The organism is Rubritalea spongiae (assembly GCF_042652385.1).
Classification (GTDB): Bacteria; Verrucomicrobiota; Verrucomicrobiia; order Verrucomicrobiales; family Akkermansiaceae; genus Rubritalea; species Rubritalea spongiae.
The window spans coordinates 2,156,013-2,182,483 of sequence record NZ_JBHSJM010000001.1 but is presented as its reverse complement, the minus strand read 5'-3'; the positions used below and the strand labels follow the sequence as shown (position 1 = coordinate 2,182,483).

Here is a 26,471-nt window from a genome sequence, read left to right as displayed (position 1 = left end):
GACCAATGCCTAATTGACCAATGATTCGTGTAAAACAACTCGCCCTGCTGCTCGCCCTTCCATTTATCCACCAGCCCCTTGCCGCTGAACCTAACAAAGAGCCCGAAATCCCCACCACCGGTCTCAAACCTCTGCGCCCAGCCACCGAAGCACAATTCGCATTCCTCTGCCTCAATAATGTAAAAATCGCCAAATCAGAAGATCTCAAACAAGCTCTCGTAAAATGGTTCAAACTGTCATCTGAAAAAGAAATTCACGAGTGGAAATTTAAGCCAGAAACTCAAACCTTTTCATGGAGAATCGGCCGCTCCCGCTTCGTCGCTAGCTTCGAAGCTCAGCCAATCCCGAAAGACGATATCCGCTACGCCTCCAATAACTCCATCCATTGGCCAAATGCGGAACAAGAAATGCTCAAACACGCAGCCCACTACACCATCACTTGCACCAGCATTCACCACGAACCATGGCACGCAGCTCTCGATCTCTCACACGCCATTGCCGCACTCACTGAAACCCATCAGCCTACTGGCATCTATTGGGGGGACGCATCCATTGTCCATGCGCCTAACAGCTTCCTCAAACAGGCCAATTACCAACTCGATCAAGCAGGTAAAGTCCCTAGCTCGCTCTGGATCGGCATCCTCTTCGAATCCAATACGAAAGGTGGCTGGAACATTTTCACCGACGGCTTCAGCCCGCTCGGTCATAAAGACATCGAAATTCACAACTCCCAGCTTCAACGCACTCTCCTTTTCGACCTACTCAACGACCTCAAACAACGCGTCCTCGAACGCAAACTCAAGCTAACAAACGATCTAATCATCGACGGTCCCGACAATACCCAGTGGAAAATAAACACTGGAAAATCCATCATCGGTAAAACCAAACCCGTCTGGATCCTCACCCAGCAATAAGCAAACCATTTCCCATTCCTATGTCTGAAACTGAAGAAGACCGCCCACTACGCATACGCCTGCGCTCCGATTGCCCCTGCGGCTCCAGCCAGAGCTATAACGATTGCTGCCGAGATTATCACATCGGAAAAGCTCAACCAAAAACTGCGGAGCAGCTCATGCGCGCACGATATTCCGCCTTCTTTTTCCGCTTACCTGACTACCTCGTTAGCACCCAACACCCAGACACCCGTAAGCCAAATCTTAGAAAAGAGTTAGACGCTATGCTGCCCACAGTCATGTGGCGCTCACTCAATATCCTCAGCTCTAGCAAGGGCGGTCTCGAAGACAAAAAGGGAAAAGTCGAATTTACAGCCCAATACCACGAAGACGGCGAACTCCACGAAATGTATGAACACTCACGCTTCAGACGCCTCAAAGGAATGTGGAAATACCTCGATGGCAAGGGCTAAAAGCAAAACCAATGAAGACTCATAACTCTCAAATGAGCCCCCTTCATAAATCTTGGGAATAGTCTTCGCTATCTATCCTCCTATTTAAGGAAAGCGTTCCGCCACTTTCCCGATAAATTAAATCAATACCTGTCATGAAAAACGCCATCATCGCCCTCACCGGCGCAACCACACTCGCCCTCGTCTCCTGCGAAAACCCTGCAGATAACTCGACTGCAGCTAAAGTCTCAGACGCCAAAGAAGTCACCACTAGTGAGACTTCGGGTCAAAAATGGGTCTTTACTGACGCCTCCACCATCACCTTCGTTGGTTCAAAAGTAACTGGCAGCCATGATGGTGGCTTCAAAACATTCTCTGGGCACTTCTATCTCGATGGAGAAAGCCTCGCCCCGAGTGGACACCAAGTTGTCATCGACATGAACTCCACTTGGTCAGATTCAGAAAAACTCACAGCACACCTCAAAAACCCAGACTTCTTTGATGTCCCACAATTTCCAGAAGCGAAATTCGTCGTCACAAACATCAAAGACCAGCGCGGAGCCAAAGGCGAAACCCACCTCCTCACCGGTAACTTTACCTTTCACGGCATCACTAAATCCCTAGATATTCCAGTAACCGTTGATAAGTCAGAAAATTCTATCAACGTTAAAGCCGACTTCTTCATCAACCGTTTTGACTTTGACGTGAAATATGAAGGTAAAAAGGATGACCTCATTCGCAAAGAAGTCGTAATCCGTTTCGACCTACACGCCGAACCAGCTGCTGAATAATCCTTCCTTGAACGAATTCTTTTCACCTAGACCCTCTGAGTACACGTTTACTCAGGGGGTTTTTGTATTATTCCCATACTCAACAAACTGTTAAGCTCGTGGCTTTAACCTCACCGAAAATGTTGACTTGGGGGAACTTTATAAAAAGCCAGATAAAACAGCCAACCTAACACTGGAATCAAAATAGTCCCCCGTTAAAATCATTCAATCCTAAGCGTGCTCTTATCCAGCACGCTTTTTTCTTTAAATGATCTACAAGAAATCGCCTTCTCAGCGCGTAAACCTTGTAGATTTTTCTAACAGTATGCGCCCACCAAAGCATTCCAATCAACCTGAAACCGCCCACCTGTTCCAACCTCTGCTCATCGATATTCTTGACCCGTCCCACGAGCTCGTCGTCTTAGCAGCGAAAATCGACTGGGACTGGCTCGACGGACAACTCTGCGAATTGTACTCGACCACGGGGCGCGCCGCCATTCCCACCCGACTCATGGTTGGCCTGCATCTACTCAAACATGCCAAGGCTCTTTCCGACGAAGAAGTCTGCCGACAGTGGAAAGAGAATCCCTACTTCCAACTCTTTTGTGGTGAAAAATATTTCCAGCACCGCTTCCCGATCGAGCGCAGCTCCATGACCCATTGGCGCAAACGCATCGGTGATAAGAAACTCGAACCCCTCATCAGTGAACTGCTACGAGTTGCGCATCAAACAGGAGCCCTGGACATTGAAAGCTTGAGCAAGGTCATCGTCGACACCACCGTCCAGCTCAAGAACGTCACTCATCCGACCGATGCCAAGCTCGCTTTGCGCGGACTCACAGAGCTTGTCAAAATGGCAAAACTTCACGGCATCAAACTGCGTCAATCTTACGCGAAGGAGGCCAAGCGACTCGCCATCATGGCTGGTCGCTACGCCCATGCCAAACAGTTCAAACGCATGCGTAAGACTCTCAAAAAACTCAAGGGACGTCTTGGCCGCGTGGAGCGCGACATCGCCCGCAAAATAAGCGGCAACACGGACCTCGAAGAGACCTTTCGCCTGCCATTTTACAAAGCCTTCCTCATCCGCACGCAAAAGCCACGCGACAAGGTGAAGATCTACAGCTGGCACGCCCCGGAGGTTGAATGCATCGCCAAAGGCAAGGCGCACAAACCCTACGAATTTGGCATCAAAGTTTCGGTGACCACACCGATGGAACGCTCTGCAGGCGGGCTGTTTGTTCTGCACAGCGAAGCCATCGAAGGCCGGCCTTACGACGGCCATACCCTTAATCGGGTCATTCAGGCAACCCGAGCCATCAGCGGCATCAAACCCGAACGCATCTACGTGGATAAAGGCTATGTCGGTCACGACTACCCAGACAAGCGCGCAGTCTTTCGCAGCGGACAAATCCGTGGCGTGACCCCTGAGATCAAAAGAGAGCTTCGGCGACGCTCCGCGGTCGAGCCAGTCATCGGACACATGAAAACCGACGGTCACCTAGGACGCAATTATCTCCACGGCAAGGATGGAGACAAGATCAATGCAGTTCTGTGTGGCGCAGGCCACAATATGCGCCTTCTGCTCAAGTGGTTCGCCACTTTTTTGCTCAAAATCCTCAGTACAATCTTTTCGCAAAAAAGCTCCGGCCACAGACCGGAGCTTCAATGCGCTTGAAAAATGCTATTTTTAACGTGGGACAAAATAACCAGCGACCAAAAGATCTTCTTACTAGCGCTGCCCTCACGTCCCAACAATTGCCCCACCAAGAACCCTGTAACTATAAAGTATACCCCAATAAAACAGACCAACGCCACTACACTAGCAAGGTCTCCCTTCAAAGCATCGCTGACGGTCTCCTGAATTTTCTCTGCGAGCATTCTCTGTGAAATTTATTGCACCAGACGGATCCCGCCATCTTCAAAAATAATTTTCCTCTCTTTGAATAGCTGGCTCAGAGCTCGCTTATATGTCTTTTTACTCACGTTATAAGCTGCCAAAATAGAGCTCGGATCAGCCTTATCTCCCAACTCGGAAAATCCACCACTCTGCTTCAAGCGATCCAGAATTTGCTGACTCAAATCCATCGCTTTCTGTGGGCCAGGTTTCTGTAAAATGAGATCCAACTTGCCGTCAGGACGAGTCTCCAACACGTAAGCTTTGAGCTTCTGTCCTACTTCTAGTGCTTGAAAAATTTGATTATGATAAAGCAAACCCCAATCTTCTCCTTCGACCACCACTCGATAACCAAGGTCAGTACGATCTACGATCATGATATCCACCTCTTCATTTTCCAAGTAGCGTCGCCCCGTCTTACCTAGATATCTACCTAGCCTCGCCGTTGCAGCTATACGCCGCGTTTCCTCGTCCACATACACTCGCACAACCACATTGATTCCCTGGCTCACCTTCCTTTTCTGCTCACCAAATGGTAGCATTAAATCCTTCACCAAACCCCAGTCCAAAAACGCTCCATGCGGAGTCACCTGCGTCACTTTCAACACAACAAAATCCCCCACCATCGCTTTAGGCGTCCATGTTGTAGCAATCAGACGATCTGCCGAATCACGATAAATGAACACATCGAGCATATCGCCAATATAAGTCTCCTCAGGGACCTCCTTAATCGGCAAGAGAATCTCTCCATCAGTGCCAGCTTCGAGATAAATGCCACGTTCCTCTTCACGCGTCACCTCGAGAGTATTCATCTTGCCGAGCTCAATCATGTTCAATGCCTACTTCCATCTGACAACGATAGAAAGACAAAGTTTAACACATTAGACCGACTAGTCTGTCTCAGCCTTGTAATTAGGACTCATGTCCTCAGCTCCCATACGCATCGGCTGAGGTAAACTCGGTGCAGTCGTTGCCGCCTCAAATGAAGGCAACTCTTGAATCGCCACTAACACAGACTCAGGACGCTTACTCGGATCGGATTCGATCAACCAATAAATCCATTTCCTAAAAACCTCAGGAATATCTGCCCGATAACCTCTCAAATAAGGGATTTCACCCGCCTGATGCTTCGCATGCGCCAGATCTAGCGGCAAACCCGCAAGGGGATGCCCTCCCACAGATACCCAATACACTAATTGACCGAGCATATACAAAGAGCTCTTCGCCCCACACGGCTTTCCATCAAAAATTTCAGGTGCCATCAGTGCTGGATCTAATGTTTTAGACAATGCTCGCTGATCTCCTCCTGCGACCAAAGGAATCAACTTAGAGTGCCCTAAATCCATTAATATATAATGATAACCGCCAGAAGCCTTCGGCGTTCCAAGTACAGAGGAAGGGCATAGCGCATGATGGTAATAACCCGCATTTTCTGCCGCTTGAAGAGCATCCAAACATTGTCGCGTGAGATCATAAATACTACGCAAACTCATTTGCTCCTTCTGCTTTAAAATTTGACTCAACCGTAAGCCCTCCACATGGGCTGTCACCAAATAAGGGCCTTGCTCATCTACCCCAGCATCAAATACTGATAAAATATTAGAATGGCTAATCCCAGAAAGATCGCTCACAACTTCATTAAAACGCTTCAGCCATTCCTCATTGTGAAAATTTTCTTCCGTTGTATCGAACCGACGAAGCGCCACTAGACGATTGAGCTCGGTGTCATATGCTTCATACACCGCACCAGCCCTCCCTCGGCCTAGTTCTTGTTCAATCCGGTAACGTTCGTCCATCTAGAATAAGGGTATGCAGATGCTATATTTCCGACAAGTCGCATTTTCGAGCGCCATACATTTAATCTGTACGTAAATTCACAGAACATACATCAACATATAATTAAAATACACCGCAAGCTAAAGCTTAACATACTCACCTATCAATACTTACAAAACCAGCAAAAAGACCATTATCCTTCACTCGTTTTTCTATAATGAAAACCAGAAAAAATCTCAAAGGAGCCCTTCACATAATCTACTTTTCCAAAGCCACATTAAAGGATTTCCCCAAAATAGCCTTCTACGCATTGTAAAACACACCCGCAAAAACAACAATAATAAACTTTTTTTAGACACTTACATCAAATACACACTCATTCCAAACTAGCAACCATCGGAGCTTGACGCTGTCTACTAGCTACCGCTAGCCTGTAGGCCTTCTCACCGACTCGGGCGTCGGTGCCGATCAATATTAACTCAGCCAAATTACTATCGTGGACCACAACGACATCCGCAAAATCGTAGAGCTCATGGATGAGCACGATCTTTCCTACTTCCACCTTGAGAAGGACGACTTCAACCTCAAGCTTAAGAAAGGTCTCGATGCCGACTCTATCCAAGCAGCATTCGCAGCAATGCCGGCACCTGCCGCCGCTCCAGTAGCTGCTGCCCCAGTCGCTCCAGCAGCTGCTACTCCCACTGCCGAGCCAGCCGCTGCTGCTCCTACAGGAGAAACTATCGACTCACCGATGGTTGGCACTTTCTACCGCAAGCCATCTCCTGATTCCCCTAACTTCGTGGAAGTTGGCGACACAATCAGTGAAGGCCAGACTATCTGCATCATCGAAGCAATGAAGGTGATGAATGAAATCAAAGCAGAGACATCCGGAGTCGTCACAGCCATCAACGTAGAAGACGCCACACCTGTACAATTCGGTGATGCGCTCTTTACTCTCAAGTAATTTCGGCTCCCGCCGAGACATTTCCTTCACCTGAATCCTGAGCTGTAAGAACAGTTGTCTGTACCATGTTTAAAAAAGTCTTAGTCGCCAACCGCGGCGAAATCGCTCTCCGAATCATCCGCGCCTGCCGTGAGCTAGGCGTCGCATCTGTCGCTGTATACTCAGAAGCAGATGTCGACTCCATGCACGTGCAACTCGCCGATGAAGCAGTATGCATCGGCCCTGGGCCATCTAAAGATTCCTACCTCATGCCAGACCGTATCATCGCGGCAGCAGAGGTGACTGAAGCAGACGCCATTCACCCTGGCTATGGCTTCCTCTCCGAAAACGCACGCTTCGTAGAAATCTGCGAAAGCTGCGACATCACATTTATCGGGCCAAAAGCTGAAACTATCCGTCGCATGGGGGACAAGAACACAGCCCGCGCCACAGCACTTGAAAATGGCGTTCCTGTAACCCCAGGCTCCGATGGCATCCTCGAATCCGCACAACACGGCCTCGAACTCGCTAAAGAAATTGGCTTCCCAGTCATGATCAAAGCCACTGCAGGTGGCGGCGGACGCGGCATGCGCCCATCCTTTAGTGAAGACGACTTCATCGACCTCTACAATCAGGCATCTCAAGAAGCCATTGCCTGCTTTGGCAACGGCGAATGCTACCTCGAGAAATTAGTTCTCAATCCACACCACGTGGAATTCCAAGTTTTCGGTGACACCCACGGCAACGCCATTCAACTCGGTGAACGCGATTGCTCCATGCAGCGCCGCAACCAGAAAATTATTGAGGAATGTCCATCGCCACTCCTCACACCTGAACTCCGTGAGCGCATGGCTGAAGCCTCAGTGAATCTCGTGAAGAACATTGGCTACATCAATGCTGGCACCATTGAATACCTCGTTAACGCAGACGCCACTGACTTCTACTTCATGGAAATGAATACCCGTATTCAGGTCGAACACCCAGTCACAGAAGAAGTCATGGGCTGCGAACTCATTAAAGAGCAAATTCGTATCGCTGCAGGTGAACCACTTTCCGAGCATGTCAAAAATGCAGAACCTCGTGGCTGGTCCATCGAGTGCCGCATCAATGCCGAAGACCCGTATAACAACTTCGCGCCAAGCCCAGGAAAGATCGACCTCTGGTATGCACCTGGCGGTAAAGGCGTCCGTGTAGACACCCACGTCTACTCCGGCTACTCCGTCCCGCCATACTACGATTCCATGATCGCTAAACTCATCTGCACCGGCGCTACACGTGAAATCGCCATTGCTCGCATGAACCGCGCTCTTCAAGAATTCATGATTCGCGGAATCAAAACCACTATCCCATTCCAGCTCGAAATCATCAACCACCCAGACTTCAAGTCTGGCAATTACGATATCGCTTGGGTCGGAAAATTCCTCGAAGAAAAAATGGCCGAAAGAGCCTAATTCATTTTCTTCCTACATTTTCAACAAAAGCGAGGCTCATCGAGTCTCGCTTTTTTCGTGATCCAAATACCCATTCTAAGTCCGCATAAACAACGCATATAAAAAGAATGAGGCGACGAGCCGAAGCTCGCCGCCTTATTGTGTGTGTCGTTTTGCTTTTATTGCCTCAAGGTGGCGAGGACAATCTGTGCGAAAGTGGAGATTTTGTCTAGTAATTTGTGTCTATTATTTAACTCAAAAGTTAATCAGTCATTTGAACAACAGGAGCTATCACTTTCATCGCCCAAAGCTAATTCCTGTTTTCGTAAATCTCTCTCAGCCTTCTTCTTCGCTCGAGCTTCACGGAAAAAATGTTGGAGAATCGCCAAACACTCCTCTTCTAAGACACCAGACTCCAATTCGCATTTGTGATTAAGCGGTGGATTAGAATCTAATAAATTGATCCAACCACCAGCTGCACCACCTTTTGGATCGGGAATACCAAACACCACTCTATCTGGGCGACAATGCACCAAAGCTCCCGCACACATAGGACACGGTTCCTTTGTCACGTACACTGTACACCCCTCCAACCTCCAATCTCCAATCGCACTCTGCGCCGAAGTCAGTGCTAACATTTCCGCATGTGCCGTCGCATCTTTTAGCGTTTCTACCTGATTCCACGACCGCGCGATGATTCGCTCCTCTTTGACGATCACCGCCCCAATCGGCACCTCCCCAGCCTTGTATGCTTTCTCAGCCTCACGTAAAGCCTGCTGCATATAATACTCATCACCCTTGCCTTCGATCAAGAAATCCTCGCTCATGAATTAAGTTTTAATCCTGCAATCCCGCACTGCCAACTTGAAACCACCAATTTTCCGCCTAGTATTCAGCGCATGAAGAACTGGCACCACACAGATCGTATTATGGCACCTTCCCTACTCGCCGCTGATTGGGGACGCGTCACCGAAGAAGTTACTCGCGCAATTAACTCCGGAGCCGATTGGCTCCACCTAGATGTCATGGACGGCCACTTCGTCGACAACATCTCTTTCGGTCCGCAAATGATCCAAGCCATTCATGAGAGCAATGACATCTTCCTCGACGTCCACCTCATGATCACACGCCCAGACCACTATCTCCCACGCTTCCTCGCCTGTGGAGCTGATATGATCACCGTCCACGTAGAAGCCGAACACAACGTCGCGCACACCCTCTCTGAAATCCGTAAAGCCGGTGTCCTCGCTGGCCTCGCACTCAACCCAGCAACTCCATTTGAAGAAGTCATTCCGCACCTTTCAAACATCGACCTCCTCCTCCCCATGACCGTCGTTCCAGGCTTCGGTGGCCAAGCCTTTATGGAAGACATGATGCTCAAAGTTGAAGCCGCAGCAGCTTTCCGCAGCGAACACAATCTCAATTTCCACATCGAAGTCGATGGCGGCATCAACGCCGAAACCGCAGCCATCGCAGCCAAAGCGGGTGCAAACGTCCTCGTCGCTGGTTCCTCCTCTTTTGGCGCTAAAGACATGAAAGCCGCCATCACAGCCATGCGCGAAGCGTAATTACCTTCACGCTCACCTAAAAGCCCACCGCATAGAACGGCTCAACGGTGAATAAAACTCATACATCTCATTATTGTGTGTAGTGATAGTCACTGAAACTTCACACTTTTCACTTCACACTTACACGATCCACTCCTACCTTTTCCGCATTCGAAGCAAGCTAATCACCAGCGTGCAAAATTTTCACAACACAAATAAATAGATTATGTCCTACGACCTTATTGTCATCGGCGGCGGCCCTGCTGGATATGTTGGCGCAATTCGCGCAGCTCAGCTCGGTAAAAAAGTAGCCTGCGTAGAAATGGATAGAGCTGGCGGCACGTGCCTCAACTGGGGATGTATCCCAACAAAAGCTCTTCTTAAAAATGCAGAGCTCTACCAAACACTCACCAAAAAAGCAGGTGAACTGGGCCTTTCATTCGACAACCTAACGTACGATTGGTCAAAAGTAGTAGGACGCTCCCGCAAGGTTTCGACACGCCTCGCCGGCGGCATCGAGTTTCTCTTCAAAAAGAACAAAGTCGATTACGTCAAAGGTTTCGGCGCAGTCACTGGTGAAAACACAGTTGAAGTCACTGCAGAAGACGGCTCCAAACAAACTCTCGAGGGATCTAACATCCTCGTAACTACTGGCTGTAAATCTCGCGAACTCCCACCACTTCCATTTAACGGCAAATCCGTTATCTCTTCTAAGGAAGCAATGGTTCTCGAAAAACAACCTAAGTCTCTCGCCATCATCGGCGCAGGTGCGATCGGTGTAGAATTCGCATACATCTATAACGCATTCGGCACTGAGGTAACACTCATCGAAATGATGCCTAACATCCTTCCAGTCGAAGACGACGAGATTGGTGCTGAAATCGGTAAATCATTCAAAAAGCAAGGCATCAATGTGCTCACTGACACCAAGGTAACTGGCACCCAAGACAACGGTGACTCCGTCACTCTCACTGTCGAAAATGCTAAAGGCACTCAAGAAATCACTGCCGACGTTTGCCTCGTAGCAATCGGTGTCGCTCCTGTACTTCCCGGCGGCCTTGAGCCAGAACTCGACCGCGGCTTCATCAAGGTTGGTGACCGCTATGAGACATCCATCCCTAATGTTTACGCATGTGGTGACATCTCTGGCCCACCATGGCTAGCTCACACGGCATCATTCGAAGCGGTTCAATGTGTCGAAGGCATGTTCATCGAAGGAAAAGTCCCACGCAAAGTTGGCAACTTCCCAGGCTGTACCTACGCTCACCCACAAGTAGCTTCCGTCGGTAAGACTGAACGCGCACTGAAGGAAGAAGGCGTCGACTACAAGGTTGGTAAATTCCCATTTGCAGCGATCGGTAAAGCACAAGCTGCTGCCGACACTGAAGGCTTCGTCAAACTTCTCTACGGCAAAGAACACGGTGAACTTCTCGGCGCCCATATCATTGGTGACAACGCCACTGAGCTCATCGCTGAAATGGGTCTCGCACTCGAAATGGAATGCACCACGGATGAAATCCACAGCACCATCCACGCGCACCCAACACTCGCAGAAGCCATCCACGAGGCAACTCTCGACGCAGACGATCACGCGATCCACTTCTAAGACTAATTAGAACACAACTCTCTTAAAAGCAGCCCTCTACGGGCTGCTTTTTTTATTTAGGTGACAATTCCTCCTCAAAAATCATTAAGAGTTGACCGAGACCTTAAATATACTTACGGCACGCTAACTGCTGCGAAAGCAGCGATAAAAGGAAACTTTTACCCTCAAACACACACATGAAACTTACCATTCCCCTAGCGGTACTGCTCTTCGCAGCCCCATACGCTTCGGCTATTACCGTGTTCGACGTAACGAACATGACTGTAAATGACTCTGGAAACCCAGGTAATGTAGCGCTTACCAATGGAGGATCCACACAGATTACTACCTCAGGAGACCTCAACTTGGTCAACTTTACTGTCGGCTCTTCCACAACCTACCTTGCCACGGACTTTATCTCAGGCATTGGTACCAACCGCGATATCACTTCCAGTAATGTCGCCGGAGTGATCCAAAATTCAACAGCAACTAGCGATGGATCTCTCGCCCATGGTACCCCATCAGATCTTTCTACCTACCTCACCCAAGGTGAGCGCGGACTAGCGTTCTCCTCGGCACTGAATTACACCACCTCCGATGATCCGGGAACCATCACTTTTGATCTTTCATTCAAAAGCGATCCCACAGCTGGCAGCCGTCCGACTTTCATCGTTGGTGACGGAGCTGACAATCAGTCGATTGACCTCTGGAGCTTTCTTGATTCAGACGATAATGTTCTTTTCTCATTCACTATCGGTCCTGACGAATATTCCGTTTTTGGAAAACAAGTCGTCGACCGTGTTTCTAGTGACGACTCAGGTTTTAATGGAGGCAACACCTCCAGCTCAAACAATACTGCACGCGGCTTAGGCTTATCCGCTTTTAGCTTAACAAGCGCTGACCTTAATGGCGCATCTTGGGAAGATGTTGCACAACTATCCATTCGTGTCCCCGCCACAGGCAACCAACCAAAAACCGACTACGCTTTCTTTGGCGTAGACACAGGGCTAGTAGATTCACCAGACATGGTAGTCGCCGTTCCTGAGCCAAGCTCAAGTGCCCTACTGTTACTCGGTAGTATCGGCTTCATCCTTCGCCGTAAGCGATAAACAACCAAAAAGTTAGACATCAACTCTATATAAGGCGACTCGTAATCGGGTCGCCTTTTTGCTTTCCATCAAGACCCTCTAACCACAAACTCCCACTGAATCAATCACTCAGCATTCAACCTCTTTTTTCTTCAAGATTTCCATGTGGTACTATACCCTCAATGGCCAGCAAGCAGGCCCCATTTCTCAAACCGAGCTCGCTCAGAAGCTCAACGGCCAACTACCCCCAGACACACTCGTATGGAAAGAGGGTATGGAAAATTGGTCCGCAGCTAACACCATCGCTGTCTTTCGAAACTTTCAGACACCACCACCTCTCAACCCCACCACTGCCGACTCTAATAATCCCTACGCTCCGCCTTCCAGCAATCTCGCCACCGAACCAGATCCGACATCAGAGTACCCGTTACCTAAAGTTAAAAAATCTAGCTACCCGCTACTCGCCAGCCTCACCATACTAGGAATTCTCGTACTCACTACTGGTTACGGTCTGATGTTTGCCGAGCTCATATCCTCCGCAGAAACCAGCTCGACCTACGCGGAAACTCATTACTCGATCGAAAACTCTGAGGGAGCTATCATCGAAACCACAGAAACTGAATCCTCCCAGGTCTCGAGCGATCCCGATTTCGGCAACATTGGCAGCTCAATGCTCATTATCGGCATAGGTTGGCTAATAAATATGGCCGGCTTCATTCTTGGCCTCATCTACCTCCACCGTGCATGGAAACTCGTCCAAGCCAATGGCACAGATGTCACCCCCGCCAAAGCTGTCGGCTTCTTATTCATTCCCTTTTTTAATCTCTACTGGGTATTTATTGCCTATAAAAAATGGGCGGAAGAATGGAACTCCATCCGCAACTCCTCGCCCTCGATGTTCCAAGCACCCGCCGGAGCTGCAGGCGTTTTCCTAGCAATGCCCATCTGCTACTATTCCAGTATCTTCACCAGCATCCTCGGAATCCTCGCCTGCGGCATCCTCTACCTGATCGGAATGAAATCGATGTGCAATGCCATCAACTTCGCCTCTGAATACGGCAATCAAACCTAACATCCAACTTCATACTATGTGGTACTACACTTCCAACGGCCAACAAGCTGGACCCATCTCCCAAGAAGAACTTGCCGAAAAGCTAAAACACGAACTCCCAAGTGACACACTCGTATGGAGAGAAGGTCTGACCCAATGGAGTGCAGCCAACGAAACCGAAGCCTTCAAAAACATCTCCAGCGCTATCCCCCCAACTCTTCCGCAGTCCCTAGGAGCGAACCCATATATAGCACCCTCAAGCATCAATACCCAAGCGACTATCACCGATCCCTACCCATTTCCAAAAGTCAAAAAAGCGAGCTTCCCGCTCCTCATCATCGCCACCTCACTCGCTTTACTCAGCACTGCTTTCTTCGTCGCCTACTTTATGGCAAATGGCCTTAGCAGCCTCCAAGTATTAGAAGCTCAGGCCAGCGGCGGACTCGAACAAACGATCCAAGCACAAATGGATCCCCATGCCTCTCCAGAAGAAAGAATGCCTGAAATACCAGAGCTCGACCCAATGGCTCAGCTCAAGCAAATCTTCACTCCCACCTTCTTCTTTCTCTTAGCCCTCACCTCTGGACTATTCATCTGGTCCACCATTCTCGGCCTAATCTACCTCCACCGTGGATGGAAAATCCTACAACCAGCCAAAGCCTCGACCACCCCAGGTATGGCCGTCGGTTTTCTCTTCATCCCACTCTTTAACCTTTACTGGACATTCATCGCCTACTGGAAATGGGCACAAGATTGGAACAAAGCAAAACAACGCTACCAATCCCTTCAAGACGCTCCCTCAGTAAACGAAAACATGTTTCTCGGCATGGCCATCTGCCAATGCGCTAGCCTGATCCTCAGCATCGCAGGCCTCGGCCAAATTGTCCTTTACTTCATCGGCATGAAATCTATGTGCGACACCATCAACTACGCAGCCGATCAAAACACCAGCAACGCCTAACACCACCTTCTAACCATGAGCAACTCTATCGATCTCGACGCCATCAAAACCTACTTATTAGGATTGCAAGACTCTATCTGCCTACAGCTCGAAACCGCAGACGGAAAAGCCAAATTCCAAGAAGACTCATGGCAGCGCGAAGAAGGTGGAGGTGGTCGCTCGCGCGTGATGACTAATGGCGCCGTCTTCGAAAAAGGTGGTGTCAACTTCTCTCACGTTCACGGCACCTCTATGCCTGCATCAGCCACAGCACATCGTCCAGAGCTCGCAGGTCGCTCATTCGAGGCAATGGGCGTCTCACTCGTCATGCACCCACACAACCCTTACGTGCCGACCAGCCACGCGAACGTGCGCTTCTTCTGCGCACAGAAAGAAGGTGCGGAACCTATCTGGTGGTTCGGTGGCGGCTACGATCTCACTCCCTATTACGGAAATGACGAAGACTGCCAACACTGGCACCAAACCGCTAAAGCAGCCTGCGACCCCTTTGGTGACGACGTCTATAACCGTTTCAAAAAATGGTGCGACGACTACTTCTACCTCAAGCACCGTGCAGAACCACGCGGAGTCGGCGGGCTATTCTTCGATGACTTCAACGAGCTCGGCTTCGACAGATCCTTCACCTTCATGCGCTCCATCGGCGATAGCTACTGTGACGCTTACATTCCCATCGTAGAAAAACGCAAGGACACTAAGTACGGCGAACGCGAACGCCAGTTCCAACTCTACAGACGTGGACGCTACGTCGAATTCAACCTAGTCTTCGACCGCGGCACTCTCTTTGGCCTTCAATCAGGTGGTCGTACCGAATCTATCCTAATGTCGCTCCCTCCACTTGTCCGATGGGAATACGATTACCATCCAGAGCCTAACACTCCTGAAGCGAAACTCTACGACCACTACCTCAAAGCCCAGGACTGGCTCTAGAACGGTTCCTCCGTTTAACAAACCAACAATTAGAACATCCTCATGACCACTGGTAAAAAAATACGCCTCGGCATCATCGTGGCCCTCGTCGCGATAGCCGCCATTGTCATTCTACAAAATAGAGAACAGGTCACCACCAAGATTCTTTTTGCCAGCATTGAGATGCCACAAGCCTTCTTGCTCTTTCTTACCTTTGTACTAGGTGCTTTAGCAGGCTTCATTCTCGCCTACATGCGCTTGGGCTCACGATTGAACGCAGTGCAAAAAAGTATTTCTAAGAAATAATCAATCCTGTGTCACCTCAGAATTAATCTCATAAAAATCAATCACTTTTAAACATTCTTCCTCATTGGGAAAATGGTGCAGGCTGAAGATGCCCTCATCATGAATAAATTCGACGCCGTAATCGTCACCGTGCCGCTCTTTTATTTTCACCATAATCACACGTGTCACTCTCGACATTTTAATGGTTTCAGCTTTCGTGATCGTATCGAAAAACCGATGCTCCCTCCGCAAATAATCACGGTGCAAAATGTAACGCCGCGTATCGATAGCTGGGTAAAGTAAAGCTCCCAGTAAAAGCCCAATAACTAAAGCAGTACCTGGTGACCAAAAAAGCAAAACAATCACGATTGCTAAATAGCCACCTAAAAAACAATACTGCTTCTTTCGACCATGATCACCGATCATGAATACGAAGCACTCCTCACTCAGTCGGTTCAAGCTCCCCTTTTCGTACAAGAGCGCTTTCTCTATCGAATCAATTGGCATGATTACGTCACTGGCCTTAAACCATGCTCTTCCGCCCTATCAGATGGATCCATCGGCACACGCTGTGCAATCCCCACCAATAACTGCCCAAAGATGTCAGCGCCAGTAATGATACGTTTCTTGTCAGGCGTCCAATACAACACAATGTCCTGATCCACCACGTGGTCATTCCGATCATCCGCTTCCACGACAAACTGGCCTAATACTGCATCCAGAGTCACATGATCATCCTCAATAAGAATCGGTCGATGGCAGAAACGATAAATATCCACATCGCCATCGTACGCTAAATAGCGCGCAAGGAATTCCGGCGTATCTAACACAATTAGCGGCAAATCATTTTCATCAGTCACGATCCGCCACTTTGCCGGATTAATTTTCAAGCTCGCTAAAAATGCTCGTCCCTCATCGGTCGTAAATTCTGGAAATTCAGGCAAATCCATCTTCGCCGGCATCTTGATAATCGTACTCGGCTTGATCACACTCCCCTGTGCCGAAATTTTCCTATCGTCCAATGCCAAGAAATTGAGTGCTCCTCGGCCTTCATTCGCACTAATTTCACTCGCATCTTCATCAATGTGCTTCTCGAGAATTATCTCAATATCGCGCTCGCGGAAAAACGAAGGCCCCTCTGGCCCGATCCAACCATCAAGAATCAACGAACAAGGTTTCGCCACGGGATAGAGTAACACTTTATAAAACCAAACTGCTGGAGCAAGCTTCGCCCCGACCTTCATAGCGTGTCTCGAAAAGTACGCCTGTGGGATGATTTCACCGAAAAATGTAATTCCCACAGTCGAGAACACAAAGCCAGCGACGCCAGCCATCACGCTCTCAGAAAGCAATGCCAGTAACACATTCACAGACACATTACCCCATAAAATAGTGCACAGCAAAAGGTTCGAATCCTTGCGTAGTCTCAATATCTTGCCAGCAGAACGAGACCCCTTTTCGGCCTCCGCTTCTAACCGCATTCTACCAAGAGAAAATAAAGCCAAGTTAAGCCCTGAGAACATTGCTGATTGCGTTAAACAAAAAGCCATTCCCACCCATATCCAAATATGTTCCGTTTGCATTCTCTATTGAATATCAGCTTTCCTGCGCTGATTGCTGAAACTAAGTAAGCATCTAAGTCAGAAAGTGCCAGAAAAACCGTACACCTCATTGCGTCATTACCTCCAAAAGCAGGTCGCATGCCTAAATACATTCAAACCTCCTTCCTATAGAAGAAATAGATTCATCGCCAGCCACAGAATGTGACACTCTCGGTACTTGCACAATTCCCAGAAGTCCACTAGATGAATGGTATGCCAGTTGCAACTCCACAACAATACGCTGAAATGTTAGACGCCGCACAAAAAGGCGGATATGCGTACCCAGCTATCAACATCACCTCTCTCACCACAGCCAGCGGAGCTCTTAAAGCTTTTGCCGAGTCCGGTTCAGACGGCATCATTCAAGTTTCGACTGGTGGTGGCGCATTCGCTTCCGGTACGTCCCTGAAGGATGAAGCCTTCGGTGCTATCGTTCTTGCTGAGGCAGTTCACCGCCTTGCCGAGAAATATGACGTTCTGGTCGCTCTCCACACTGACCACTGTCACCCAGAGAAAGTCGAATCCTTCCTCAAACCACTTCTCCAAGCTTCCCGCGAGCGCATCGCAGAAGGCAAAGGACCACTTTTCCAGTCCCACATGTTTGACGGCTCTGTCGTTGATCTCGACGAAAACCTTAAGATTTCTAAAGAACTCCTCAAGGAATGTGCCGAACTCGACATCATTCTCGAGATCGAAGCAGGCTGCGTTGGCGGTGAAGAAGACGGCCACGACACCTCAGGACTTCCCGCTGAAAAACTATACACTTCTCCTGAAGACATGCTTCAGGTCTATGAAGAGCTGGACGGCCTAGGACGCTACATCTTCGCTGCCACATTCGGAAACGTCCACGGCGCTTACAAACCTGGCGCAGTAAAACTCAAGCCAACTATCCTTCGCGACGGCCAAAAGGCAGTCATGGACAAATACGGTGCAGACGCTGAAATGGATCTCGTATTCCACGGCGGTTCCGGCTCTTCACTCGAAGAAATCCGTGAAACCCTCGAATACGGTGTCATCAAAATGAATATCGATACTGACACGCAATACGCATTCACCCGCCCAATCGTAACTCACGTCTGCGAAAACATCGAAGGCGTTCTCAAGATCGATGGTGAAGTCGGTAACAAGAAGAAGTACGACCCACGTTCATACCTCAAGCTCGCCGAGCAAGGCCTCTGCGACCGCCTCAAGGAAGCCTGTGACGACCTCCTCTCCACAGGAAAATCCATCTACAAGAAGTAATTTTTAGAGAAGCACTTTCTAAGCCCCGCGTGATGTCACTCATCCGCGGGGCTTTTTTATATCAACCATCTCAAAATCACAAGTAGAGTTCAGCATCGCGTAGTCACGGTGAAACAACCTAAAGCTTCACTTAACACTTGAAACTTAGAACTGCTTCAGCTCAGCTAGATCCATGTCTGAAATCACCTGTCCACTCTGCACCATGGACGATGTCCTTGAACACAATTCGAAATACGAATGCATGGTTTGCGGTCACGAATGGGAAAAAGAAGTCATCGAAGAAGAAGAGGCTACTGGCCCCCGTGTCGTCAAAGATGCTTTCGGAAATATCCTCCAAGACGGTGACATTGTCCAAATGATCAAAGACAAAAAGCTGACAGGTACTTCAAAGGTTCTTAAAAGCGGTATGAAGTCCAAACCCATCCGAATTCAAGAAGACGGTGATCACGAAATCTCCTGTAAAATGGATGGTCTTTCGATCGGGCTCAAAGCCATGTTCGTGAAAAAAGTGAACCCATAGCTCACTCTTCACCAATACAGACAATTTCCTTTAAGCCTCGGTGGAAAAACCTTCCATTAGCATAACTCAGCCCACTAAGACTCCAAGTCATCTCGGCTGGTCCCAAGTCATTCACTGAGACTAAGGCCTGTGTGTCAAACACAGGACGTGTCGCATCAACCACGTAAGTCATGCCGATCATTGTCGGGAAGTACACGTATTGATTCACGGCGATGGGCGCGCCGCTCGTCACATGCCCCCACCCATTTCCTAGCGATCTCTTATCACTTGAAGTATCAATGCCTCGGGCATTTTCCGCACGAGCAGGCACATGCTTATCCCAGAGGAATAGATCATCTTTCCCTAGCTCGCGCACCACTTGGATCGGAGCTTGAAGATACTCCACCTTACCACTCTCAGTATCTACTCGCCCAATGCAATGACCTTCATGCGTGAGAAACAAAAAATACTTCCCCACTAAGATAGGCGTATGATTCGTCGGCTCAGCTTTGTATTTTTTAGTGACTACCGAAAATGGCTTATCTTGATGCAACTCATACTTCTGCATATTAGCATCCCATAAACGGATATCAGCTTTGTCGAAAAGTGGGTATTTCGCCAGAAGCCCACCATTGCGAATATCAAATTTAAGCAAATTCCCCTGATCGATACCAAAGGTATAGTCGTCGTTCAACTGAGAGACCGTGTAGACTGCTGGATGCTTAGCATCATAAGCCCATAAAGACGCACCCGCATGCTCGCCCTCCACACTCGATACGCTAAACCCATAGGGAGCTTCAGGAGGACGGTGGCCGCCACCACGCATGTGGTAAACCACAGGCTTCCCATCCACATTACCAATCCGAGGAGTATTATGGATCGATGTCCCACTTTCTTCTACCCAGAGCGGCTTTCCTGTGAGCGAGTCAAAGGATCTAACAAATGTCCACGGCCAATCGCCAGGCGCGGATTTGCGATCACCAGACCTCGCTTTCATTGGCCGAGCCAGAGGGTCCTCTTTATCACGCATCATCACATACAAAAGCTGCTTTCCTATAAGAATGGGCTGGCATTGCTTCGCATTGTGACGTGATCGAGCATCAAAGGGACGTTTCCAGACTTCTTGACCATCCATGTCGTAACAAGCCATCATCCCACCAGCATTGACGAACCAAACATGCTTTCCATCAGTGACTGGTGTTGGCGTAGAAGCATCACTAAAGAGTGAAGAAAAAGGACGCACTCGAGCGCTGGGAATCGTCACCGACCAAACAATCTCTCCACTCTTGGCATCTAGACAATACCCCACGATGTCTGAACCTGCCGCCTCGCCATCTTTAGTATTATCTGGCAGAGGTTTATTTGTTGTTAGAAATAGCTTATCACCCCACACCGCAATCCCACTCAAACCAGCTTCTGGCAGTTCAGTGCGCCAGAGAACCTTCTCATCTCGACTGACACTCCATTCTGTAGGAACTGCTTGCTCAGTCTTAGTCACACTCGTTCCATTAGGCCCCGATGCCATCGGCCATTGACCCTCCGCACCAGCAATAGGTCTCTGCCCATACACATCTGAAGGAGCACAAAAAATACCTGCCAGTGAAATCGCAGTAATTAGGAGAAACGAAGGAGAGCTTTTCATAAGATCAAATGAGCAACGCGGCTACACACCGCACCAGCTCAATTTGAATACTCACCCAAACCGTAAATTATTTCGCCGATCTTCAGCTTATCTCTTTTTGCTCAATACGATACGGTGCTCTACCTTGCTCTGCATTTGCTAGCGATGATACAAAACTCAGCTCATGTGTGAGAAACTCCACCTTGTCTTCACGTTCATGAGAAATGTAAATAATCTGAGCCATCTGCCGTTCCACAATGGTACGCATCAGCTGCAACACAAGCGCCCTGTTTACCGGATCGAGCCCCTGACAAGGTTCATCCAGAATCAACAAACGCGGACGCTTAATCAAAGCTCTCGCTATCAATAGCATTCGCTGCTGACCAAACGAAAGCTGATGAAAATTCTTCTGTCTTAAATGGTCTAAACGAAGAAACTCGAGCCACTCCTTTACGATAGATCGCTGCTCTTGCGTCACTGGCCGATACACCCCAATCGTGTCGAAAAATCCCGACAGCACCACCGTTTCCGCAGCCACTGTCACTCGGTATTGCTGATGCAGAGCAGTCGACATAATACCGATGAAATGCTTCACTTCCCAAATCGACTCCCCAGTCCCACGCCTTTTCCCAAATAGATAAAGCTCGTTAGAATAACACTGCGGGTGATCCCCTGAAATCACACTCACCAGTGTCGACTTCCCACAGCCATTTGGCCCAGAAACTCTCCATTGCTGGCTCGGATAAATCTTCCAATCCAAATCATCGAAAATTGGCTTATTGTGATAACCGACCGTCACTTTTCGCAGGTCGACAATCGGCTCATCCTCTCCGCCATCGTACTCCTTGCTCTGCGGCAAACTACTCGGAAGCTTGCTATCTCTAAAATCTCCTGAAAACAATTGCTTCACCGCTGGATTTGCTAAAACCTCATCTTTCTCGCCTTGGTAAACAACCTTCAGTTGGTCCAAACACAACACATGCGTGATCCGCTCGTTGATCTGTGAAAGTCGATGCGTGATTAATAAGGTTGGAATCTTACGCGCGATCGCATCAATACATTCTTCAATCCGCGCCACAGTGTCCTTATCCACGCCATCATAAGGTTCATCAAAAATCAGCACATCAGGCTGCTGCGCAATCGCCCGCGCCAGCATCAATCGCCGACGCTCACCTGTAGAAAGCAAACGAAAGCCCGTATCTATGCATGACTCTAGCCCCAATGCTTCAATCAAATCCTCCATCCGCACAGCTGCGACACGATGCTCCTCGATCAGCTCACGCATCGTCCGACCGTGATCCACTTTGTCGATCCATTCGCTATCGTCTTCATAAATCTCGCGCTCTAACAAAGCCTGTTCTTCTTCAAACGAAACTACCTGGATATTGCGCTCCGGTGAACCATCTCGAAGCTCTCTGGCAAAACACGTCTTGCCTGAGCCATTGCCACCTACCAACGCCCAGTGCGCCTCACCGTCCAAGTTCTCTATCGACCAGCTCTCTGTCATTGTCACTGAACAAAGCAAGCCTCGCACAAGGATGCAAGCGTCACCTTAGCAGACAGATCTAGAATACTTTGTTCTTGCCTTCAGCCCTCGAAATCTCAACCTGTATTACAAATGAATTTGAACCTAACTGACAAAGTTGTCATCGTCACTGGTGGCGCAAAAGGAATCGGCGCCGGATGTGTAACCGCCTTTGCCGAAGAAGGAGCCATCCCAGTCATCGTCGGCCGCTCGCCAGATGTTGGCCAAGTATTGATCGACCAATGCAAAGTAGGGGCAGTGATCGAAGCCGAACTTACTTCAGAAGAAGCCTGCAAAAACGCGATCGATGAGACTCTCAAGCTTTACGGTCGCATCGACGGCATTGTCCATAACGCAGGAATCAACGATGGAGTTTCACTTGAAAATGGTTCCCCCGCCGAATTCATGGCCTCGCTCCAAAAGAACATTTTCCACGTCTTCACCCTCACTCACTACGCTCTTCCTGCACTCAAAGAATCTAAAGGATTCATCGTAAATATCTCCTCCAAAGTTGCCGAAACTGGCCAAGGCGACACCTCAGGTTACGCTGCATCTAAAGGAGCCATGAACTCACTCACTCGTGAGTGGGCACTCTCCCTCGCCAAAGATGGAATTCGCGTCAACACCGTCGTCCCAGCTGAAGTCATGACTCCCCTCTACCAAAACTGGCTCAACACACTCGAAGATCCTGAGACCACTCTCAATCAAATCGAAGCCCGCATTCCATTCGGCCAGCGCATGACCACTTCTGAAGAAATCGCTAACACCGTAGTCTTCCTCGCCTCCGACAAATCCAGCCACACCACTGGCCAAATCATCTACCCTGATGGAGGCTACGTTCACTTCGACCGCTCCTACGGTGCCGTGGAAAAGGAATAGTTATTTGAACGCTAGTGACTCTCACCCTAATACCCGCTCACTCGATGAAAATCAGTGAGCGTTTTTTCTGCCTTCAAGGCTCAACAACAAGGCCCCTAAATTAATGAATCCCCATCAGCTCGGAACGCTCCTTCGCAGCCGAAAGATGCTTCTCTAACGCTAAACGAGCAGCTTCCCCGTCTGATGCAATCAAGGCCTGAATAATCGCATCGTGCTCCGCCACTGTATCCTCACGCATCCCCAAAGTAGCCATAGCATGTGCATGGCCTATACAACTCTGATAATGCGAATACAGCGCCTTACCTATCATGTTGATAAATGCGTTATTACACGATTCCAGAATTTGAATATGAAACTTCGAATCTAACTCGCCAAAAACTGCTGGATCACTCTCACCACGCATATCTTCTAAGATATCAATCAATCGCTCCACGCGCGCCTGCTTGTCACGCTCACTACGCGCTAAGCGATTCAATGCAGCACCTTCGATCAACACTCGAAATTCAACCAAATCGTTCGACGCCTTTTCATCATTGATCAAACTCGAATAAGTCGCCACCGCTTTTGAAATGACATCAAGATTCCCGCGCGCTACATAACTTCCACTGCCACTAATCGTCTCGATCATCCCTCTGCCACGCGCTGCCTCAATGCCTCGCGCAAGGCTGTACGACTCACCCCATATTCCTCACATAACTTACCCTCAGATGGCAATCTCTGCCCCTCTTCTAACTCTCCCGACAAAATCCTTTTCTCCAATGCCAACTCAACTCCTTCGCTGAGTAAAACTTGTCTGGTCACATTGGGGATATCAGAGCCTCGATTCATTAAAATTCAAACTATCTCAGACTCCTAAACTGGACAAGCGAATGTTGTTTCCAGATCCATACATGAATCCCGCAGACCTTTGTATAAGAGATTGACCACACCCATCCTGTATTACAGACTTCCGCCCCAAACGCTATGATTGACACCCATCACCACCTCTGGAAATACACCGAAACAGAATTCGGCTGGCTAGAAACCGACGAAACTCGTCGCAATTTTCTCGCACATGAGCTCGATGAGCTCTTCCCTAAAAATGGAATGACAGGAGCCGTCGCCGTCCAAGCACGTACCATCCTAGAGGAAAATGACTTCCTGCTCGAACAAGCGGAACAAAGCGAAATCATCAAAGCCGTCGTCGGTTGGGTCGACCTCACATCCCCAGAAGCAGGAACTCAACTCGATCACTACGCAGCCAACACCTATTTCAAGGGCGTACGCGAAATCACTCAAGGCGCCGAAGATGCGACCTTCCTCGACAACAAAGAGTTCAACGCCGGCATCCGCGAAATCACCGCCCGTGACCTCACCTACGATGTCCTCATTTTCCAAAATCAATTAACTGCGGCGACTCGCTTCATCGATCAGCACCCGAGCCAACGCTTCGTCCTCGACCACGCCGCCAAACCAGAAATTCGCTCCAGCCAGTTCCCGACCCAATGGGAAACACAAATCCGTGAAATGGCAAAACGCGAACACCTCGTTTGCAAGATCTCTGGCCTCGTCACCGAAGTACGTGACAGCTCGTGGGACGACGCGCTCATGACCCGCTATTTCGAGGTCTTGCTCGAAGCCTTCACCCCGCAGCGCCTCATGTTCGGCTCCGACTGGCCTGTCAGCCTCCACGCCAGCGACTACGCACGCTGGGTAAATTGCTTTACCTCCTACTTCAGCACTCTATCAGAAGACGAACAACGCGCCATCTACACAGATAACGCCACCCAATTTTACTCACTTTAATCATCTAACAAATCAACTAAATCACCTCTATGAAAACAGCAGTCGTCACAGGCGCTGGCTCCGGCATCGGCCAAGCCATCGCAGTTAAACTCGCAGAATCTGGCAACCACGTTGCTATACTCGACTTCAACGTCGAAGCAGCATCCAGCACAAAAGAAATCATCGAATCAAATGGCGGCACCGCCGAAATCGTCCAGTGTGACGTCTCCTCCACTGATTCCGTCAAAGCAGCTTTTGACCAACTCGATCGCGTCGACATCCTCGTCAACAATGCTGGCATTGCCGCTGTTGGTAACGTCGAAACATGTTCCCCAGAAGAACTCGACAAAATATACAACGTCAACGTCAAAGGCATCTACCATTGCTGCCACTTCGCTATCCCGAAAATGCTCGAAAATAAAAGCGGTGTCATCCTCAACCTCGCATCCATCGCGAGCAAAGTCGGCATCCTCGACCGTTTCGCTTACTCCATGTCCAAAGGCGCAGCACACGCCATGACTCTCTCCGTCGCCCGCGACTACGTTGACAAAGGCATCCGCTGTAACTGCATCTGCCCAGCACGTGTCCTCACTCCATTTGTAGAAGGCTTCCTTGAGAAAAACTACACTCCTGAAGAGCGCCCGAAAATGATGGAAACTCTCAGCGAATACCAACCAATCGGCCGCATGGGCACCCCTGAAGAAATCGGCGACCTCGCCGCCTTCCTCTGCTCCGACAAAGCATCCTTCATCACCGGCTCCGCCTACGACATCGACGGCGGCGTCACATTACTCCGCTAGAAAACTTAAATCTGAAATCTAAAAAGTGAGAAGTTCACCCACTTCTCACATCTAACCTTTTACTTCTATATGAAACTCATCCGCTTTTACAAAGACAACACCATCACTCCAGGTATCATCTGCAAGGACTGCTCGAACACAGCTGTCGACTGCTCCTCTTTCGGTGAAGACTGGAACGAAGCATTCTTCGAAAACAATGGCCTCGAGCGCCTCCTCGCATTCCTCGTTGAAAACCGCGCAAACCTTCCAGAGTCAAAACTCGATGAAGTAAAACTCGCTCCAGCGATCGCACGTCCGTCTAAGATCGTTTGTATCGGCCTCAACTACGCGCTCCACGCCAAGGAATCCGGCATGGAACCACCAGCTGAACCCGTTGTCTTCTTTAAGTCCACATCCGCATGGTCAGGACCAAACGACGACATCGTCATCCCACGTAAATCTGAGAAGTCTGACTGGGAAGTTGAACTCGCTGTCGTCATCGGCAAAAAAGCAAAATACGTGTCCAAAGAAGATGCACTCGACTACGTCGCAGGTTACGCTGTTCACAACGACCTCTCTGAGCGCGCTTGGCAGATCGAAATGGGTGGCCAGTGGGTAAAAGGAAAATCCGCAGATACCTTCGCTCCATTCGGTCCATACCTCGCAACAACTGACGAAATCGCAGACCCTAACAATCTCAACCTCTGGCTCAAACTCAACGGAGAAAAAATCCAAGACAGCACCACTGCCGACTTCATCTTCAACGTCCAGCACGTCATCTCCTACCTCTCTGAGTTCATGACTCTCCTCCCAGGCGACGTCATCTCCACCGGTACACCAGCAGGTGTCGGCCTCGGTTTCGACCCACCAAGATACCTAAAAGAAGGCGACGTTGTCGAACTCGGCATCGACGGCCTCGGCACCCAAAAGCAAGTTGCTGTTAAAGAGAAGTAAGAAGATAATAGACTGAAGAAGGT

29 protein-coding genes are annotated in these 26,471 nt (G+C 49.2%); 19 read left to right on the top strand and 10 right to left on the bottom strand.

Going from position 1 to position 26,471, the window contains the following annotated elements:
* The first annotated feature begins 20 nt into the window (after nucleotides 1-20).
* The 4 genes from ACFPK9_RS09830 (at nucleotide 21) to ACFPK9_RS09815 (ending at nucleotide 3,793) form a co-directional block, all read left to right on the top strand.
* A complete protein-coding gene (locus ACFPK9_RS09830) occupies nucleotides 21-914 on the top strand; it encodes a DUF4261 domain-containing protein (RefSeq protein WP_377094708.1) in 894 nt (297 codons plus the stop codon).
* A 20-nt stretch (nucleotides 915-934) separates the two neighbouring features.
* The gene (locus ACFPK9_RS09825) at nucleotides 935-1,366 is read left to right on the top strand and encodes a YchJ family protein (protein ID WP_377094707.1); all 432 of its coding nucleotides are present in this window, start codon (nucleotides 935-937) and stop codon (nucleotides 1,364-1,366) included.
* A gap of 134 nt (nucleotides 1,367-1,500) precedes the next feature.
* Nucleotides 1,501-2,136: a YceI family protein gene (locus ACFPK9_RS09820; protein ID WP_377094706.1), complete on the top strand. Its 636-nt coding sequence runs from the start codon at nucleotides 1,501-1,503 to the stop codon at nucleotides 2,134-2,136.
* 304 nt (nucleotides 2,137-2,440) lie between these two features.
* On the top strand, nucleotides 2,441-3,793 hold the full coding sequence (locus ACFPK9_RS09815) for an IS5 family transposase (protein WP_377096607.1): 1,353 nt from the start codon (nucleotides 2,441-2,443) through the stop codon (nucleotides 3,791-3,793).
* A gap of 215 nt (nucleotides 3,794-4,008) precedes the next feature.
* On the opposite strand, the gene ACFPK9_RS09810 is transcribed toward ACFPK9_RS09815, so the two are convergent.
* The 3 genes from ACFPK9_RS09810 to ACFPK9_RS09800 form a co-directional block, all read right to left on the bottom strand.
* Complete coding sequence (locus ACFPK9_RS09810; protein WP_377094705.1) at nucleotides 4,009-4,824, bottom strand: CvfB family protein; 816 nt, start codon at nucleotides 4,822-4,824, stop codon at nucleotides 4,009-4,011.
* 78 nt (nucleotides 4,825-4,902) lie between these two features.
* Nucleotides 4,903-5,808 (bottom strand): serine/threonine protein kinase, encoded by a 906-nt coding sequence (locus tag ACFPK9_RS09805; RefSeq protein WP_377094704.1) that lies wholly within the window; start codon nucleotides 5,806-5,808, stop codon nucleotides 4,903-4,905.
* 356 nt (nucleotides 5,809-6,164) lie between these two features.
* Nucleotides 6,165-6,332, bottom strand: a complete 168-nt coding sequence (locus tag ACFPK9_RS09800; protein ID WP_377094703.1) for a hypothetical protein — start codon at nucleotides 6,330-6,332, stop codon at nucleotides 6,165-6,167.
* Between ACFPK9_RS09800 and accB the strand changes: the two genes are divergently transcribed.
* Together accB and accC are read left to right on the top strand one after the other, a co-directional pair.
* Nucleotides 6,321-6,752, top strand: coding sequence for an acetyl-CoA carboxylase biotin carboxyl carrier protein (gene accB / locus ACFPK9_RS09795; protein ID WP_377094702.1), 432 nt, complete (start codon nucleotides 6,321-6,323; stop codon nucleotides 6,750-6,752). The genes ACFPK9_RS09800 and accB overlap by 12 nt on opposite strands.
* Before the next feature lie 65 nt (nucleotides 6,753-6,817).
* Nucleotides 6,818-8,182, top strand: coding sequence for an acetyl-CoA carboxylase biotin carboxylase subunit (gene accC / locus ACFPK9_RS09790; RefSeq protein WP_377094701.1), 1,365 nt, complete (start codon nucleotides 6,818-6,820; stop codon nucleotides 8,180-8,182).
* Nucleotides 8,183-8,427: 245 nt separating this feature from the next.
* Here accC and tadA read toward each other — a convergent pair whose 3' ends face one another.
* The gene (tadA, locus tag ACFPK9_RS09785; protein WP_377094700.1) at nucleotides 8,428-8,988 is read right to left on the bottom strand and encodes a tRNA adenosine(34) deaminase TadA; all 561 of its coding nucleotides are present in this window, start codon (nucleotides 8,986-8,988) and stop codon (nucleotides 8,428-8,430) included.
* Nucleotides 8,989-9,090: 102 nt separating this feature from the next.
* Between tadA and rpe the strand changes: the two genes are divergently transcribed.
* The 7 genes from rpe to ACFPK9_RS09750 all read left to right on the top strand — a co-directional run bounded on the left by rpe (nucleotide 9,091) and on the right by ACFPK9_RS09750 (nucleotide 15,605).
* Nucleotides 9,091-9,729 carry a ribulose-phosphate 3-epimerase gene (gene rpe / locus ACFPK9_RS09780; protein WP_377094699.1) on the top strand — a complete coding sequence of 213 codons (639 nt, stop codon included), beginning with the start codon at nucleotides 9,091-9,093 and terminating at the stop codon, nucleotides 9,727-9,729.
* Nucleotides 9,730-9,934: 205 nt separating this feature from the next.
* Complete coding sequence (lpdA, locus tag ACFPK9_RS09775; protein WP_377094698.1) at nucleotides 9,935-11,314, top strand: dihydrolipoyl dehydrogenase; 1,380 nt, start codon at nucleotides 9,935-9,937, stop codon at nucleotides 11,312-11,314.
* Nucleotides 11,315-11,490: 176 nt separating this feature from the next.
* Complete coding sequence (locus ACFPK9_RS09770) at nucleotides 11,491-12,402, top strand: PEP-CTERM sorting domain-containing protein (RefSeq protein ID WP_377094697.1); 912 nt, start codon at nucleotides 11,491-11,493, stop codon at nucleotides 12,400-12,402.
* Between the two features lie 142 nt (nucleotides 12,403-12,544).
* Complete coding sequence (locus tag ACFPK9_RS09765) at nucleotides 12,545-13,453, top strand: DUF4339 domain-containing protein (RefSeq protein WP_377094696.1); 909 nt, start codon at nucleotides 12,545-12,547, stop codon at nucleotides 13,451-13,453.
* A 16-nt stretch (nucleotides 13,454-13,469) separates the two neighbouring features.
* Entirely contained in the window at nucleotides 13,470-14,393 is a 924-nt protein-coding gene (locus ACFPK9_RS09760) for a DUF4339 domain-containing protein (protein WP_377094695.1), read from the top strand.
* Between the two features lie 15 nt (nucleotides 14,394-14,408).
* Entirely contained in the window at nucleotides 14,409-15,320 is a 912-nt protein-coding gene (hemF, locus tag ACFPK9_RS09755) for an oxygen-dependent coproporphyrinogen oxidase (RefSeq protein ID WP_377094694.1), read from the top strand.
* Nucleotides 15,321-15,362: 42 nt separating this feature from the next.
* A complete protein-coding gene (locus ACFPK9_RS09750) occupies nucleotides 15,363-15,605 on the top strand; it encodes a LapA family protein (RefSeq protein WP_377094693.1) in 243 nt (80 codons plus the stop codon).
* Here ACFPK9_RS09750 and ACFPK9_RS09745 read toward each other — a convergent pair whose 3' ends face one another.
* Nucleotides 15,606-16,010, bottom strand: coding sequence for a hypothetical protein (locus ACFPK9_RS09745; protein ID WP_377094691.1), 405 nt, complete (start codon nucleotides 16,008-16,010; stop codon nucleotides 15,606-15,608).
* An 83-nt stretch (nucleotides 16,011-16,093) separates the two neighbouring features.
* The gene (locus ACFPK9_RS09740; RefSeq protein ID WP_377094690.1) at nucleotides 16,094-17,134 is read right to left on the bottom strand and encodes a DUF21 domain-containing protein; all 1,041 of its coding nucleotides are present in this window, start codon (nucleotides 17,132-17,134) and stop codon (nucleotides 16,094-16,096) included.
* A gap of 264 nt (nucleotides 17,135-17,398) precedes the next feature.
* Between ACFPK9_RS09740 and fbaA the strand changes: the two genes are divergently transcribed.
* Both fbaA and ACFPK9_RS09730 read left to right on the top strand, forming a co-directional pair.
* Nucleotides 17,399-18,427: a class II fructose-bisphosphate aldolase gene (fbaA, locus tag ACFPK9_RS09735; RefSeq protein WP_377094689.1), complete on the top strand. Its 1,029-nt coding sequence runs from the start codon at nucleotides 17,399-17,401 to the stop codon at nucleotides 18,425-18,427.
* 172 nt (nucleotides 18,428-18,599) lie between these two features.
* Complete coding sequence (locus tag ACFPK9_RS09730) at nucleotides 18,600-18,947, top strand: zinc ribbon domain-containing protein YjdM (protein WP_377094688.1); 348 nt, start codon at nucleotides 18,600-18,602, stop codon at nucleotides 18,945-18,947.
* A gap of 1 nt (nucleotide 18,948) precedes the next feature.
* Here ACFPK9_RS09730 and ACFPK9_RS09725 read toward each other — a convergent pair whose 3' ends face one another.
* Together ACFPK9_RS09725 and ACFPK9_RS09720 are read right to left on the bottom strand one after the other, a co-directional pair.
* Complete coding sequence (locus ACFPK9_RS09725) at nucleotides 18,949-20,568, bottom strand: outer membrane protein assembly factor BamB family protein (protein WP_377094687.1); 1,620 nt, start codon at nucleotides 20,566-20,568, stop codon at nucleotides 18,949-18,951.
* A gap of 82 nt (nucleotides 20,569-20,650) precedes the next feature.
* Nucleotides 20,651-22,054 carry an ATP-binding cassette domain-containing protein gene (locus tag ACFPK9_RS09720; RefSeq protein ID WP_377094686.1) on the bottom strand — a complete coding sequence of 468 codons (1,404 nt, stop codon included), beginning with the start codon at nucleotides 22,052-22,054 and terminating at the stop codon, nucleotides 20,651-20,653.
* 111 nt (nucleotides 22,055-22,165) lie between these two features.
* Between ACFPK9_RS09720 and ACFPK9_RS09715 the strand changes: the two genes are divergently transcribed.
* The gene (locus ACFPK9_RS09715) at nucleotides 22,166-22,951 is read left to right on the top strand and encodes an L-fucose dehydrogenase (RefSeq protein ID WP_377094685.1); all 786 of its coding nucleotides are present in this window, start codon (nucleotides 22,166-22,168) and stop codon (nucleotides 22,949-22,951) included.
* A 100-nt stretch (nucleotides 22,952-23,051) separates the two neighbouring features.
* On the opposite strand, the gene ACFPK9_RS09710 is transcribed toward ACFPK9_RS09715, so the two are convergent.
* Nucleotides 23,052-23,579, bottom strand: a complete 528-nt coding sequence (locus tag ACFPK9_RS09710; RefSeq protein ID WP_377094684.1) for a FadR/GntR family transcriptional regulator — start codon at nucleotides 23,577-23,579, stop codon at nucleotides 23,052-23,054.
* A complete protein-coding gene (locus ACFPK9_RS09705; RefSeq protein WP_377094683.1) occupies nucleotides 23,576-23,752 on the bottom strand; it encodes a winged helix-turn-helix domain-containing protein in 177 nt (58 codons plus the stop codon). Before ACFPK9_RS09705 ends, ACFPK9_RS09710 begins: the two co-directional genes overlap by 4 nt.
* Before the next feature lie 162 nt (nucleotides 23,753-23,914).
* On the opposite strand from ACFPK9_RS09705, the gene ACFPK9_RS09700 reads away from it, so the two are divergent.
* From ACFPK9_RS09700 to ACFPK9_RS09690, 3 genes are all read left to right on the top strand, one after another.
* Nucleotides 23,915-24,736 (top strand): amidohydrolase family protein, encoded by an 822-nt coding sequence (locus tag ACFPK9_RS09700; RefSeq protein WP_377094681.1) that lies wholly within the window; start codon nucleotides 23,915-23,917, stop codon nucleotides 24,734-24,736.
* A 29-nt stretch (nucleotides 24,737-24,765) separates the two neighbouring features.
* Nucleotides 24,766-25,515, top strand: a complete 750-nt coding sequence (locus ACFPK9_RS09695; RefSeq protein WP_377094680.1) for an SDR family NAD(P)-dependent oxidoreductase — start codon at nucleotides 24,766-24,768, stop codon at nucleotides 25,513-25,515.
* Nucleotides 25,516-25,584: 69 nt separating this feature from the next.
* The gene (locus ACFPK9_RS09690; RefSeq protein WP_377094679.1) at nucleotides 25,585-26,448 is read left to right on the top strand and encodes a fumarylacetoacetate hydrolase family protein; all 864 of its coding nucleotides are present in this window, start codon (nucleotides 25,585-25,587) and stop codon (nucleotides 26,446-26,448) included.
* Nucleotides 26,449-26,471 lie beyond the last annotated feature (23 nt).

Bases quoted from the DNA above. Each gene is read 5' to 3' on its own strand.
- ACFPK9_RS09830 (WP_377094708.1), top strand. From the start codon at position 21: ATGATTCGTGTAAAACAACTCGCCCTGCTGCTCGCCCTTCCATTTATC.
- ACFPK9_RS09825 (WP_377094707.1), top strand. From the start codon at position 935: ATGTCTGAAACTGAAGAAGACCGCCCACTACGCATACGCCTGCGCTCC.
- ACFPK9_RS09820 (WP_377094706.1), top strand. From the start codon at position 1,501: ATGAAAAACGCCATCATCGCCCTCACCGGCGCAACCACACTCGCCCTC.
- ACFPK9_RS09815 (WP_377096607.1), top strand. From the start codon at position 2,441: ATGCGCCCACCAAAGCATTCCAATCAACCTGAAACCGCCCACCTGTTC.
- ACFPK9_RS09810 (WP_377094705.1), bottom strand. From the start codon at position 4,824: ATGAATACTCTCGAGGTGACGCGTGAAGAGGAACGTGGCATTTATCTC.
- ACFPK9_RS09805 (WP_377094704.1), bottom strand. From the start codon at position 5,808: ATGGACGAACGTTACCGGATTGAACAAGAACTAGGCCGAGGGAGGGCT.
- accB (WP_377094702.1), top strand. From the start codon at position 6,321: ATGGATGAGCACGATCTTTCCTACTTCCACCTTGAGAAGGACGACTTC.
- accC (WP_377094701.1), top strand. From the start codon at position 6,818: ATGTTTAAAAAAGTCTTAGTCGCCAACCGCGGCGAAATCGCTCTCCGA.
- tadA (WP_377094700.1), bottom strand. From the start codon at position 8,988: ATGAGCGAGGATTTCTTGATCGAAGGCAAGGGTGATGAGTATTATATG.
- rpe (WP_377094699.1), top strand. From the start codon at position 9,091: ATGGCACCTTCCCTACTCGCCGCTGATTGGGGACGCGTCACCGAAGAA.
- lpdA (WP_377094698.1), top strand. From the start codon at position 9,935: ATGTCCTACGACCTTATTGTCATCGGCGGCGGCCCTGCTGGATATGTT.
- ACFPK9_RS09770 (WP_377094697.1), top strand. From the start codon at position 11,491: ATGAAACTTACCATTCCCCTAGCGGTACTGCTCTTCGCAGCCCCATAC.
- ACFPK9_RS09765 (WP_377094696.1), top strand. From the start codon at position 12,545: ATGTGGTACTATACCCTCAATGGCCAGCAAGCAGGCCCCATTTCTCAA.
- ACFPK9_RS09760 (WP_377094695.1), top strand. From the start codon at position 13,470: ATGTGGTACTACACTTCCAACGGCCAACAAGCTGGACCCATCTCCCAA.
- hemF (WP_377094694.1), top strand. From the start codon at position 14,409: ATGAGCAACTCTATCGATCTCGACGCCATCAAAACCTACTTATTAGGA.
- ACFPK9_RS09750 (WP_377094693.1), top strand. From the start codon at position 15,363: ATGACCACTGGTAAAAAAATACGCCTCGGCATCATCGTGGCCCTCGTC.
- ACFPK9_RS09745 (WP_377094691.1), bottom strand. From the start codon at position 16,010: ATGATCGGTGATCATGGTCGAAAGAAGCAGTATTGTTTTTTAGGTGGC.
- ACFPK9_RS09740 (WP_377094690.1), bottom strand. From the start codon at position 17,134: ATGGCTTTTTGTTTAACGCAATCAGCAATGTTCTCAGGGCTTAACTTG.
- fbaA (WP_377094689.1), top strand. From the start codon at position 17,399: ATGCCAGTTGCAACTCCACAACAATACGCTGAAATGTTAGACGCCGCA.
- ACFPK9_RS09730 (WP_377094688.1), top strand. From the start codon at position 18,600: ATGTCTGAAATCACCTGTCCACTCTGCACCATGGACGATGTCCTTGAA.
- ACFPK9_RS09725 (WP_377094687.1), bottom strand. From the start codon at position 20,568: ATGAAAAGCTCTCCTTCGTTTCTCCTAATTACTGCGATTTCACTGGCA.
- ACFPK9_RS09720 (WP_377094686.1), bottom strand. From the start codon at position 22,054: ATGACAGAGAGCTGGTCGATAGAGAACTTGGACGGTGAGGCGCACTGG.
- ACFPK9_RS09715 (WP_377094685.1), top strand. From the start codon at position 22,166: ATGAATTTGAACCTAACTGACAAAGTTGTCATCGTCACTGGTGGCGCA.
- ACFPK9_RS09710 (WP_377094684.1), bottom strand. From the start codon at position 23,579: ATGATCGAGACGATTAGTGGCAGTGGAAGTTATGTAGCGCGCGGGAAT.
- ACFPK9_RS09700 (WP_377094681.1), top strand. From the start codon at position 23,915: ATGATTGACACCCATCACCACCTCTGGAAATACACCGAAACAGAATTC.
- ACFPK9_RS09695 (WP_377094680.1), top strand. From the start codon at position 24,766: ATGAAAACAGCAGTCGTCACAGGCGCTGGCTCCGGCATCGGCCAAGCC.
- ACFPK9_RS09690 (WP_377094679.1), top strand. From the start codon at position 25,585: ATGAAACTCATCCGCTTTTACAAAGACAACACCATCACTCCAGGTATC.